The organism is Shimwellia pseudoproteus (genome assembly GCF_016415625.1).
Classification (GTDB): Bacteria; Pseudomonadota; Gammaproteobacteria; order Enterobacterales; family Enterobacteriaceae; genus Shimwellia; species Shimwellia pseudoproteus.
On sequence record NZ_WBXP01000045.1, the window covers coordinates 17741 to 29526 of the forward strand.

The 11786-nt window shown below is 53.7% G+C and carries 17 protein-coding genes; all 17 read left to right on the forward strand.

The features are described 5' to 3' along the window. The first annotated feature begins 10 nt into the window (after positions 1-10). The 17 genes from F9C28_RS16275 to F9C28_RS16350 all read left to right on the forward strand — a co-directional run bounded on the left by F9C28_RS16275 (position 11) and on the right by F9C28_RS16350 (position 11700). A complete protein-coding gene (locus tag F9C28_RS16275) occupies positions 11-1243 on the forward strand; it encodes a DUF2213 domain-containing protein (RefSeq protein WP_199016364.1) in 1233 nt (410 codons plus the stop codon). A 4-nt stretch (positions 1244-1247) separates the two neighbouring features. Continuing rightward, entirely contained in the window at positions 1248-1751 is a 504-nt protein-coding gene (locus tag F9C28_RS16280) for a structural cement protein Gp24 (RefSeq protein WP_000128061.1), read from the forward strand. An 11-nt stretch (positions 1752-1762) separates the two neighbouring features. Continuing rightward, positions 1763-2704 (forward strand): DUF2184 domain-containing protein, encoded by a 942-nt coding sequence (locus F9C28_RS16285; RefSeq protein ID WP_199016365.1) that lies wholly within the window; start codon positions 1763-1765, stop codon positions 2702-2704. Positions 2705-2745: 41 nt separating this feature from the next. After that, positions 2746-3135, forward strand: a complete 390-nt coding sequence (locus tag F9C28_RS16290) for an STY1053 family phage-associated protein (protein ID WP_087855365.1) — start codon at positions 2746-2748, stop codon at positions 3133-3135. After that, complete coding sequence (locus F9C28_RS16295; RefSeq protein ID WP_001125674.1) at positions 3101-3508, forward strand: DUF4054 domain-containing protein; 408 nt, start codon at positions 3101-3103, stop codon at positions 3506-3508. The genes F9C28_RS16290 and F9C28_RS16295 overlap by 35 nt, the downstream gene beginning before the upstream one ends. After that, positions 3505-4092, forward strand: a complete 588-nt coding sequence (locus F9C28_RS16300) for a hypothetical protein (protein ID WP_032177174.1) — start codon at positions 3505-3507, stop codon at positions 4090-4092. Before F9C28_RS16295 ends, F9C28_RS16300 begins: the two co-directional genes overlap by 4 nt. Continuing rightward, the gene (locus F9C28_RS16305; protein WP_199016366.1) at positions 4079-4468 is read left to right on the forward strand and encodes a head-tail adaptor; all 390 of its coding nucleotides are present in this window, start codon (positions 4079-4081) and stop codon (positions 4466-4468) included. Before F9C28_RS16300 ends, F9C28_RS16305 begins: the two co-directional genes overlap by 14 nt. Further along, positions 4458-5006: a phage neck terminator protein gene (locus F9C28_RS16310; RefSeq protein WP_456299970.1), complete on the forward strand. Its 549-nt coding sequence runs from the start codon at positions 4458-4460 to the stop codon at positions 5004-5006. The genes F9C28_RS16305 and F9C28_RS16310 overlap by 11 nt, the downstream gene beginning before the upstream one ends. Before the next feature lie 3 nt (positions 5007-5009). After that, the gene (locus F9C28_RS16315; RefSeq protein ID WP_199016367.1) at positions 5010-6170 is read left to right on the forward strand and encodes a DUF3383 family protein; all 1161 of its coding nucleotides are present in this window, start codon (positions 5010-5012) and stop codon (positions 6168-6170) included. 10 nt (positions 6171-6180) lie between these two features. Beyond that, positions 6181-6621 (forward strand): DUF3277 family protein, encoded by a 441-nt coding sequence (locus F9C28_RS16320; protein ID WP_000257257.1) that lies wholly within the window; start codon positions 6181-6183, stop codon positions 6619-6621. 3 nt (positions 6622-6624) lie between these two features. After that, positions 6625-7050, forward strand: coding sequence for a phage tail assembly chaperone (locus F9C28_RS16325; RefSeq protein ID WP_000393956.1), 426 nt, complete (start codon positions 6625-6627; stop codon positions 7048-7050). Between the two features lie 104 nt (positions 7051-7154). Then, the gene (locus F9C28_RS20185) at positions 7155-7238 is read left to right on the forward strand and encodes a DUF6889 family protein (RefSeq protein ID WP_371831623.1); all 84 of its coding nucleotides are present in this window, start codon (positions 7155-7157) and stop codon (positions 7236-7238) included. Further along, positions 7228-9495, forward strand: a complete 2268-nt coding sequence (locus F9C28_RS16330) for a lytic transglycosylase domain-containing protein (RefSeq protein ID WP_199016368.1) — start codon at positions 7228-7230, stop codon at positions 9493-9495. The genes F9C28_RS20185 and F9C28_RS16330 overlap by 11 nt, the downstream gene beginning before the upstream one ends. Continuing rightward, positions 9495-10097, forward strand: a complete 603-nt coding sequence (locus F9C28_RS16335; protein WP_199016369.1) for a phage baseplate protein — start codon at positions 9495-9497, stop codon at positions 10095-10097. The genes F9C28_RS16330 and F9C28_RS16335 overlap by 1 nt, the downstream gene beginning before the upstream one ends. Position 10098: 1 nt before the next feature. After that, positions 10099-10404, forward strand: a complete 306-nt coding sequence (locus F9C28_RS16340) for a phage baseplate plug family protein (RefSeq protein WP_001160173.1) — start codon at positions 10099-10101, stop codon at positions 10402-10404. A gap of 2 nt (positions 10405-10406) precedes the next feature. After that, on the forward strand, positions 10407-11471 hold the full coding sequence (locus F9C28_RS16345) for a hypothetical protein (protein ID WP_199016370.1): 1065 nt from the start codon (positions 10407-10409) through the stop codon (positions 11469-11471). A gap of 7 nt (positions 11472-11478) precedes the next feature. Next, on the forward strand, positions 11479-11700 hold the full coding sequence (locus F9C28_RS16350) for a hypothetical protein (RefSeq protein ID WP_199016371.1): 222 nt from the start codon (positions 11479-11481) through the stop codon (positions 11698-11700). The last annotated feature ends 86 nt before the right edge of the window (positions 11701-11786 follow it).

Genomic DNA, 11786 nt, shown 5'->3' on the forward strand with positions numbered 1-11786 from the left:
CAGGTAAACCATGAAATATTTTTTCAATACCCGGCTGGGGGAAACCCGTTATCAGCTGGCTGACGGCTCGCTGCTGTGCAAAGACGTGCCGATAGGTCGAACTGGTAAACAGCTCTACGGCGCTGCCGATCTGCCAAACCTCAAACCCGACAAGCTCGGTGAGATAGTCGTAACGCGCTCTCCTGAGCAGGTATTCCATCCGGCCACGCTCGCCTCATTCGAAGGGATGAGCATCACGATCCTGCATCCTGAAGATGAAAACGGGAATGTGCGGCTTGTCAACCCCGAGAACTGGAAAGAGCTTGCGGTCGGGCATCTTCAGAACGTTCGGCGCGGGACTGGTGATCAGTCTGATTTGATGCTGGCTGACCTTATCGTCAAAGACGAAAGCGCCATTCAGCTTATCGAAGATGGTCTGCGCGAAGTGTCGTGCGGCTATGACGCGGAGTACGAGCAGACCGAGCCAGGTAAAGCCGAGCAGGTCGATATTACCGGAAACCATGTGGCTCTTGTCCCTAAAGGCAGAGCCGGAAATCGTTGTGCAATTGGAGACAGAGACACAATGGCAAATCAAAAGAAAAGCTGGTGGACCCGCATGCGCACGGCCATCAAAACGGGTGACGCTGACACCATGAACGAACTGCTGGACTCTGCGCCAGCGGCGGTAACGGGTGACGAAGGGGATCTGCCGAGCGGCGTTAACCTCAACATTAACCTTTCACCGCAGCAACCATTGCCGGACAAAAAGCCGGAAATGGGCGGAGAGCCAACCGGCGACGGCGAGGACGATATCAAAACCTTGCTCAAAGCCCTGCTGGCTAAGCTCGAAGGAACTGCGACGGGCGATAACGACGATAAGCCTGACGGCAAAGATAACAAAGACCCTACCGGCGACGGTGAGGACGACGAAGAGGAAACCACGATTACCGGTGACGCTGCTTATCGTGCCGAAGTTATCGTTCCGGGTATCGATCTGAGCCGTAAGGTGAAACCGACCGCGTTCAAACGTGATGTGCTGTCCGCCGCTGACAAAACACTGGTTCGCCAGGTTGTCGGTGATGCGGATATCCGCAAATTGCCCAAGCAATCGGTAGATATGGCGTTTAACGCCGTGTCAGAGATTGCCAAAGGGCGAAACACCCGCAGCACCACGGGCGATGCACAACGTCCAAATATGGGCATGACCAGCATCGCTTCCCTGAACAAACAAAACGCCGACTTCTGGTCTAACCGCAAAGGATAATCCAATGACTGCATATCTGTACCGGATGCCTGTTGGCATTGCCGGGGCTATCTCTCGCCCGCAGGACTTAACCGTCGAACCGGTGGTCCTTAAATCCGATAACGCCTTTGCTGCCTATGGGCTGGCTGGTAAATACGATGCTGACGGTTTTTTCGTACCGCTGGCAGATGGTGATACCGCAGACAAGGTGAAGGGGATCTACGTGCGCCCTTATCCGACCACTTCGCAGCCGGACATGGTTCGCCAGGTGGGAACAGGCAAGAACTTCCCGGGCGACGCCATGAAGCGTGGCTACGTGACCGTTAATCTCGGTTCTGATTTTGATGCCAGCACCATCAAAAAAGGCGACCCGGTATACGTTGTCGTCTCCACTGATGAATCCATCAAAGTGCCGCTGGGTGGATTCATGTCCACGTCAGTCAGTGGCAAAAATGTGGTGCTGACCAACGCTGAATTCACAGGTGCCGGTGATGCTAACGGCAATGCAGAAATTTCCTGGAAGATTTAAGGAACAGACGAATGATTACTTTTGATCAGGCAACCGTTGATAGCTCTGGTGCCTTTCTCATCGGGGAGCTGGAGCGACTCGACCAGACGTTGAACCTGCCGCTGGTGGGTTACACCTGGACCCGCGATATTCAGCTGCGTGAAGACGTTTCTATCGCAGATGACATTTCCAGCTGGACTAACACCAGTTTTGGCGCTGCGGGTACTGGCGCAAATCCGAACGGTAAAAACTGGGTAGGCAAAGACTCAACCGCTATTGCTGGCGTAAACGTGGATATCGGCAAATCCGGTAACCCGCTGAATCTCTGGGGCATGGAACTGGGCTGGACCGTTGTAGAGCTGGCAGCAGCTCAGCAGGTAGGTCGCCCGATTGACACCCAGAAGTACGACGGGATGCAGCTCAAATGGCAGATGGACAACGACGAGCAGGTGTATGTTGGCGATTCCGCATTAAACCTGAAAGGCCTTGTTACCCTGAACGGTGTTCCTGTCAACAACGCTGCCAAAACGTGGGCAACCTCAACACCGGACGAAATCCGCGCAAGCATTAACCAGGTGCTGTCTGATGCGTGGGCCGCTTCCGGTTACTCTGTGGTTCCGCGTGATTTGCTGATCCCGCCTGAGCAGTTTGCTCTGTTGTCCAGCATCATCGTTTCATCTGCGGGTAACCAGTCCCTGTTGACGTACCTTCAGACCAACACCATCAGCTATCACCAGAACGGTGTTCCGCTGAATATCCGCGCGGTTAAATGGCTGAAAGGCCGTGGTGTGGGGAATAAGGATCGCATGGTTGCGTACACCAACGATAAAAAATACGTCCGCTACCCGCTGGTTCCGCTTCAGAGCGTTCCTGTCCAGTATCGCGGTCTGTACCAGATTGCGACCTACTACGGCAAGCTCGGTGCGGTCGAGCCAGTGTACAAAGAAACCATTTCGTACGTGGACGGTATCTGATAACCAGAACGGCCCCGAAAGGGGCCAGAAGGGAACTGAAAATGGCGAAAGAAAAGCTGGTTACCATCCATGTTCACACCCCGTTTACGCTGACGCTCGGCGATCAGTCAAAAAGGGAGTTTGGCCGGGGACGGCATAACGTACCGGAAGAGGTCGCGTCGCACTGGTTCACCCAGGCGCACTCCGAGCTTTCCGAAAGCGTGATTAGCGACACCGATGATCTGCAACCCATTATCGACAGCCTGCAAGCTCAGATTGCCGACAAAGATAAGCAGATTATCGATAAAGATCAGCTGATTGCCGATCTGAAAGAAGCGCTGCTCAAGCTGCAAGAGCAGAACGACAGCCTGCAAGCGCAGATTGCTGCCGCCCAGACTGGCGGTAATGGGGCGAAAGATGCCAAAGAATCAAAGCCTGCCAACAGTAAGTGATTTTCGGCGCGACTTCCCGCAGTTTGCTGACCCTGCCAAATATCCCGAAGCGCAAATCCAGTTTCGTCTGAATCTGGCTGATGTGCTGCTGAGCGAAAACGTCACCGGCAAAGAGTTGTTTCCGTACTTTGTCGAGTTGTTCGTGGCTCACTACATGACGCTCTGGGCGGCAGATAGCCGGGCAATGCTCGTCGGCGGCCCGGGTGGCTCAACCAATGGTGTTCAGTCCTCCAAGTCCGTTGACAAGGTAAGCGTCAGCTATGACACCAGCGCGACGCTAAACCCTGACGCAGGCTTCTGGAATAACACCCGATATGGCGCTGAATTTTATCAGCTGATCACGATGTTCGGTGCGGGCGGTCGCCAGCTATGAGTTTCAAAAGTGGTGTAACAACGAGGGTTGATAACGCTCAGGCCATTCTGGATGCGCTCCGGTCGCTAACCAAAAAGGATGTGCTGGTGGGCATCCCGGAAGAAGACAGCGAGCGTGAGGATGTTCCGTTTGGTAATGCCGGGATCGGTTACGTCAACGAATACGGCTCACCAGCGCAAAACATCCCCCCACGCCCGCACCTGATCCCCGGCGTTAAATCCGTAGAGGAACAGACGGTGCCGCAGCTCAAAGCAGCGGCGCAGGCTGCGCTTGATGGAAATGCGGCGGGTGCGGAAAGAGCGCTTAACCGCGCCGGAACGCTGGCCGCGAATGGCGTCAGGCGTTACATGACCATTACCGGCTTTACACCGCTTGCTGATAGCACCGTTGAAGCCCGCGCGCGTCGAGGGCGCAAAGGGGCGAAAGCTGAGTTAGCACGCAGATCGGCAGACGGAAAGCTTAATGCTATCAACCCAGATTCTGGTCAATTGATAAGCAATGAGAATGTAAGGCCGTTGATTGATACCGGACAGTACCGCAGAGCCATTACCCATATTGTGAGGGATAAAGATGCCGAATCTTGATGTAACAGACGTGCTTTTTGACCCCGATTTTTGCGACTTCAACCTGTGGGTAACGCGAAGCGCGCAAACGGTGGACGATGACGGGATCGGCAGCGACAGCGAAGTTAAAACGCAGTTTGCCGGGGTTGTTACTGTTGACCGCTCCCTGGAAAACCGCCGCATGCAGGCCGGGCAGGTTATCAGCGGCGCGATTCTCATCGTGACAACTGAGCGGCTGACGCAGGGGCAGACTGGCCGTGATGCCGATATCGTGACGTATCAGAACCGTGATTATCGCGTGACATTCGTCGACCCGTATACGGCTTACGGTGCTGGCTTCGTCCAGGCTCATTGTGAATTACTGCCGTTTGATGGGGGAACTCCCATTGAGCAATAACACCAGCACAGAGCGCGGCTGGCTGACACCCCCCAGCGGCGATCCGGCTTATGACGAAGCGCTCGACAGGCTGCTAAGCCAGTGGATGCGCAATGTTTCCGGCTTGCCGTCTGGAATGGTTCGTCCGCGCTGGCAGAAAAATCAGCCGCCACTGCCACCCGTTGAAACGAACTGGTGCGCGTTTGGTGTTACCGGGTTGCTCATTGATAACAGTCCTGCATTCACCAATCAGACCGACGAGGGCGCTCAGCTCTGGCGACATGAAACGTTCGAGTGCATGGCGTCGTTCTATGGCCCTGCGGGAATGTCTTATGCATCCCGTTTTCGTGATGGCATATCTGTCCCGCAAAACAATGCTGAGCTGAATGCGCTCGGTTTGTCCCTGGGAGACTATACCGGTCTGACCCCTTTTCCCGAGCTTATCAACCAGCAATGGGTTCGCCGCTACGACATGACGGTGCGCCTGCGCCGGAAGGTTGTGCGCGAGTACGGCATTAAATCGCTGGTGGAAGTGCCAGTCACCTTTTTTGGAGAATAAACTATGACGCAGGGCTTACCTGTATCCAACGTTGTAAACGTTGATGTGATCATCTCGCCGAAAGCGGCTACTGGTCGTAACTTCGGCGCATTGCTAATCCTTGGCTCTTCCACTGTCATTCCGGTGACAGAACGTACTCGCCTATATGCTTCCGTTGAGGACATTGGCGAAGACTTCGGTGTCGACAGCCCGGAATATAAAGCAGCGCAGGTTTTCTTCAGCCAGTCACCGAAGCCGACACAGGTTTATGTTGGTCGCTGGGCGAAGACGCTGAGTTCTTCCGAGAGTGGAGATACTGAAACTATCGTGCAAGCCGTTAATGCCTGCCTGCAATATACCAACTGGTATGGGCTGGTTGTCGCTGATGATGTTGTCGCTGGTGGCGATGTGCTTGATGCTGATGACGTGATTGAGGTCGCCAAACTTATTGAAGCGTCCAGCATTAGCCGTATCTTTGGTGTGACCTCTGCCGACGCCGAGATTATCAGCACGACTTCGACGACCGATGTTGCGTCGAAATTAAAGGCTGGCAAGTATGCCCGTACCTTTATTCAGTATTCCACCAGCGGCCCTTACGCAGCGGTTTCAGCTTTCGGTCGCGCGTTTACTGTCAATTTCAACGGCAGCAATACCACCATTACCCTGAAGTTCAAACAGGAACCAAGCGTAACCTACGAAACGCTGACGGTAGGACAGGCGGCGGCTGTGGATGCGAAGAATGCGAACGTGTTCGTGTACTACGCCAACGACACGGCGATCCTGCAACAGGGTGTCATGGCGAACGGTGACTTCTTCGACGAGCGCCACGGGCTCGACTGGTTGCAGAACTACGTTCAGACCAACCTCTATAACCTGCTTTACACCAGCACCACCAAAATTCCGCAGACTGATGCCGGTGTTACCCGTCTGCTTTCCAACGTTGAACAGTCCATGGATCAGTCCGTCACGAACGGTCTGGTAGCTGCTGGCGTGTGGAATGGTGGCCCTATCGGACAGCTGAATTCCGGCGATACGCTGACCAAAGGCTATTACGTGTATGCGCAACCGCTGTCCGAACAGGCGCAGGCCGACCGCGAAGCGCGCAAAGCACCGTTAATCCAGGTGGCCTGTAAGCTGGCTGGCGCAGTTCATTATGCCGATGTGCAGATCAACGTGGTTCGCTAAGGAGCGATAAATGGCAACTTATTCTTTTCTCGATGTAACCGCGTCGCTCACCGGGCCGACCGGCGTTATCGATCTTGGTCAGGGTTCTGCGAACTCTGAGGAAGGTATCACCCAGACCATGGGCGGCAACAAAAACACCATGACCATCGGTGCCGATGGCGAGGTGATGCACAGCCTGCACGCCGATAAGTCAGGCACCATTACGGTGACGCTACTCAAAACCTCCCCGGTGAATAAAAAGCTGTCTCTGGCGTATAACGCGCAAAGCCAGTCCTCTGCCACCTGGGGCAATAACGTGATCGTCATTCGCAACACGGCATCGGGTGATATTTCTACTGCGCGTTCGTGTGCATTCCAGAAACAGCCTGATTTCAATAACGCTAAAGAGGGCGGAACCGTCGCCTGGGTATTCGACTGCGGCAAGATTGACCAGCTTCTCGGGGAGTTTTAACGCATGGAATTCGAAATTAAAGGCGTGAAATATCGCACCGCAAAGCTCAGCGTTTTCGAACAGCTGAAGGTGTCCCGCAAGCTGTTGCCGGTTCTGGCCGGGATGGTTTCGGACTTCCGGAGCGTTCAGGAGAAGATCAGCAGCAAAGACACCGAAGGCGCGATGGCTACCATCCTGCCAAAGATTGCCAATGCTGTGTCCGATCTGAGTGATGGCGACGTGGACGCTATCCTGTTCCCCTGTCTTTCCGTTGTTTCACGCGAGCACATGAAAGGCTGGGTGCCGGTCTGCCAGCATGGCGAAATGGCGTTTGACGATATCGACCTGCTTACCATGCTGCAACTGGTGGCGCGGGTGGTCGCCGACTCGCTGGGAAATTTTTTGCAAGGACTCCCTACCAGCGAGACGCCCACCCCGCTAGCGGAATAACCTTCAACAGCCTGCCGGGCGGTGAAGATTTTATTCTTCGCCCGGCGCTTGCCTTCCATATTGACCAGAAAGACCTTAACAGCGGTGCGGTAGACCTTTGCCGCATCGCGCTTCTCAATGACTACCTCGACATGCGCGAGGATAACGACGCCCGGGTAGATAAATGGAGAGCGGCCAATGAGCGGTAACGCAGATACGATTAAAGATTTCCTTGTTTCGCTGGGATTCGATATCGATCAGGCTGGCGCTAATAAGTTTGAAGCAGTGCTGAAAGGCGTTACCGCGAACGTTCTGAAGGTCGGCGCGGCGGTGAAAGGCTCAGCGCTTAGCATTGTCGGATTTACCACCCAGATCGCGAATGGTCTGGGTAAAATTTACTGGGCATCCCAGCGGACGGGGGCCAGCGTCCAGGGCATCAAAGCGCTGGGCTATGCCGCATCGCAAACCGGTGCCAGCGCCGAGTCGGCCATGTCCTCTCTTGAAGGGCTGGCCGGTTTCATGCGTAGCAATCCGGGCGCGGAAGGCTTCCTGAACCGCCTGGGCGTCCAGACTCGCGATGCCAGCGGAAAGATGCGTGATACTGCGGCCATCTTTACTGGCGTTGGGCAAAAGCTCAACAACATGCCGTATTACCGCGCGAAACAATACGCGCAGATGCTTGGCATCGATGAAAACACGCTGATGGCGATGCGGCGCGGCATGAATGGCTTTACCGCCGATTACCAGTCGATGCTGCAAAAGACAGGGTTCAACGCTGATAAAGCGGCTGTTCAGTCCAACAAATTCATGACGTCCATGCGCGGGCTTACGTCGCTGTTCGGCATCATGCGGGACAAGATCGGCTCAAACCTCGCTGGTGGCCTGGCTGGTTCGCTGGACAGCCTGCGGCGGCGCATCCTCGACAATTTCCCGAAGATTGAAGAGACGCTGACCAGAGTTATTAAAGGCGTGATCTGGCTTGCGAACGCCTTCACGAGAATGGCGTGGCGGCTGATACAGGGCGCTGGCTCTGTCATCGACTGGTGGAAGCGTCTTGACGATGGCAGTAAAAATCTGCTGAAAATATTCGGTGCTCTACTGGTCGCATGGCGTCTGCTTAAATCTGCGTTCCTGAAATCCCCGATTGGAATTATCACCACGCTGATTCTGGCGATCGGATTGCTGTACGACGATTACCAGACGTGGAAAGAGGGCGGTAAAAGCCTGATTGACTGGTCCAAGTGGGAGCCTGCAATAGAAAAGGCGAAAAAGGCAATTCTCTGGCTGCGCGATAAGCTTCTGGGGCTGAAAGATTCTGTTGGTGGATGGCAGAACTCGCTGGAAATTTTGGCTACTTTCATCGCTGGGGTATGGGTAACAAAAGTATTGGGAGCATTCGCAAAAATATCCGGTCTTCCGATACCTCCATGGCTTAAATTATGGGGAGCGTATGCTGGTTACCTGGTTTCAGATCGTGAAAACATAAAAGCCAGTGCTAAATCATCTTTGGACTATACCAAAAGGAACATTGGTGATGCTCTTGCTACGGTTGGCATCAAAACCGACCTTGGGCGAAAAGATGTTAGCGAGGTAAGAGAATGGCCCGCATGGATGGATTGGCTGCATGGTGGCCCAGGTAAGATTATTCGTCAGGCGCAAAGCAATGGCGTCGTTTATGGCGATAATGTTCAGCCTGACATTCCCGGGGCGGAACAGCATGTTCGTAGTAATGAAATTGCCCCGCATGAAAGAGATGAAATAAAAAACCGTCAGCAGGCTGCTAATGGTTATCTTGAAAAAATCTCAGACGGGATTGCCAAAATCGGTAATTTATTTTTCTCCCCGGCTGGAGCTGCTGAAATCTCTCCAAATATATCGGGTGACCCCTCCCAGTTTGCGCAATCAGTCAAACGTCCACAGGCCACAGCCCAGGGCAAAGTATTGCTCGACTGGATGGGGCCAATGTTCAATAAACTTGAGTCGCTTTATCAACTTCCAGCTGGTCTATTGAAAAGTGTGGCGATAACCGAGTCAGGTGGTAACCAGTTCGCCATGTCCGGCGCGGGTGCAAAGGGGCTGTTCCAGTTCATGGATGGCACGGCGCGAGACATGGGCCTGCGTGGTAACGATGTGTTCGACCCGGAAAAGTCAGCTCAGGCAGCCGCTAAGTACCTTAGCCAGCTATTGCGGCAGAACGGCGGAGACCTTAGCAAAGCACTTGCATCATATAACTGGGGAATCGGGAACGTTCAACGTTATGGAATGGGGCTAATGCCGCAGGAAACGCGCAATTACATTCCGAAAGTAATGAGCAATATGCCCACCAGCGCCCCGGTGATTCAGCAGGAAACGAACATTAACATCCACGGCGTTTCCGATCCTCGCGAAGCTGCCCGTTTGACTGTTGACCGTCAAAAGGGTGTGAATTCACAGTTAACCCAGCAACTCCCCGCAGGACCGAGATAATGGATATTTTATCAGCGATTTTTCGCCAGCAATCACGGCGAATTGGCCTGCTGATCCCCAGCGTGGTCGTTTCCGAAAAGCATTCTGATGCGCTCGAAATTACTGAGCACCCGGTGGAGAAGCCAACAACGAATAGCGCCTCGGGTTTCATCGCCGATCATGCGTATAAGCGCCCCAGCGAAGTCACGATGGAGTGTGGCTTCGCAGGTGGCGGTTCGTTGCTGGACTTCATTGATACATCGTCAATCGGCCTCAGCGCCGGACTTAGCCCGAAAGAGACCTATCAGCAACTACTGGATCTCCAGTCCTCCCGGGTGCCGTTCGATGTAGTGACCGGAAAGCGGGTGTACAGCAATATGCTGGTGCGAGCCATCGAGGTGACAACGGACAAAACCAGCGAAAACGTGCTGAACTGCACGCTTACCCTGCGTGAAGTGATCATGTCGCAAACGAAGAGCGTTAGTGTTGCTGATAAATCAGATATGCAGGATGGCGTCAGCACATCGGCGGTGCAAAATTCCGGGACGAAATCCACTACACAGCCAAACGAATCCTTGCTGAGCCAGCTTGGCGGAAGCGTTACATCAGAATTCGGGGGATGATATGCAGTTTAACGAAATACCGCTTTCTCCTGACAATCAGCAGTTCCGCGTTTTGCTGGGCAATACCACGTATACACTCAGGATCATCTGGCGTGATGCGGCTGGCTGGATTATGGACGTGATGGATAGCGGCGGTGCCGCGCTTCTCTCTGGCGTACCTCTACTGACCGGCGTAAACCTTTTACGACAATTTCCACAGCTTGGCATTGATGGTGCGCTGGTGGTGGCGACCGATAAGGGCGCACCAGACGAGCCCACCAAAACCAACCTCGGCACATACAGCCACCTCATTTTCGTACAGGAGTAGAAATGTCTCTTAACTGGATGCGCCATTTTGAGCTGCAACTGTTGGACCAGAACGGGCAGGGCGTTTCCCTGTCTAACTTTAAGGTCACGTTCCAGATCGAGTGGGCAGACACACGCTGGCCGCGAGTGGCGAACGTGAAAATTTACAACCTTTCGACCGATACCACGAACAAGATACTGGGGCAGGAGTTTGCAAAAATTCGCATCATTGCCGGGTATGACGGTATTGCGCCGGATGTTGATGCGAGCCAGGTTGGTGTCGCCCGGGAGATTTCACCAGACCAGGTAGGGCAGGTGAACGGTCAGAACTACGGCCTGATATTTGACGGTGATATTCGCTTCACCGTCACCGGGAAGGACAACATCACCGATTCCTGGGTGCTGATTCAGGCCATCAGTAACCACGAAGCGTTCCTCTACGCGACTACCATCACCACGCTTGCCGCTGGTTATACCGTTGCGGACCTGCACCGGGCGACTATGCAGGATTTCAACGCGTTCGGCGTGACGCAGGGCATTACCGGCGACTTTCCTGATACCGTGTTTCCTCGTGGCCGCGCGATTTACTCATCCAGCCGCAACGTGATGGATAATATTGCTGCGCAGTGCAAAGCGACATGGCAACTGGTGGATGGTCAGGTCCAGATGGTGCCGGAGGATAAATATATTCACGAAGCCATTGTGTTGAATGCCAATACTGGCCTGATCGGTATGCCGCAACAAACGATGGGCGGCGGAGTAAACGTGCGGTGCCTGATAAACCCAAACATCCGTATTAATGGTCTTATCCAGCTCGATCAGGCTTCGGTGTACCGCGCCACGCTCGGCAATAGCGAAATAGCACAGTCGCCCGGGCGTATCACCGAAACAGAAGAGAACGGCAACCGTGTGCTGACCGGCACGACGTCACAGGCTGCCAGCATTGCGACAGATGGCGTTTATATCGTCAAAGCTATCGACTATACTGGCGACACCAGAGGTCAAGCGTGGTACATGGATTTGATGTGCTTTGCGAGAGGGGCGCGTGATTTGCAATCAGGAGCGTCCATTAACAAAACCGCAGGATGAATTTCTGATGAATATGCTTGCAATAACTCCCATATTTTTCTCAGTGTTTTTGACTTCATGCAGTTGGGACCCTAATGGTGTTAACGCACAAAGGGACTGGCTGGCACAAAAAGAGAGAGAAAAAGTTGAATATGAAAAGCAAGTTGATGAAAATCAAAAAAACAGAGTGAAAAAACAAAAAGAAGATGCTGAAAAATTTGAGGCTTCACACCCTGAAGGGCTTTGTTGAATAAATCAGATTTCGGGTAAGTCTCCCCCGTAGCGGGTTGTGTTTTCAGGCAATACGCACACTTTCAGGCATACCTGCTTTCGTCA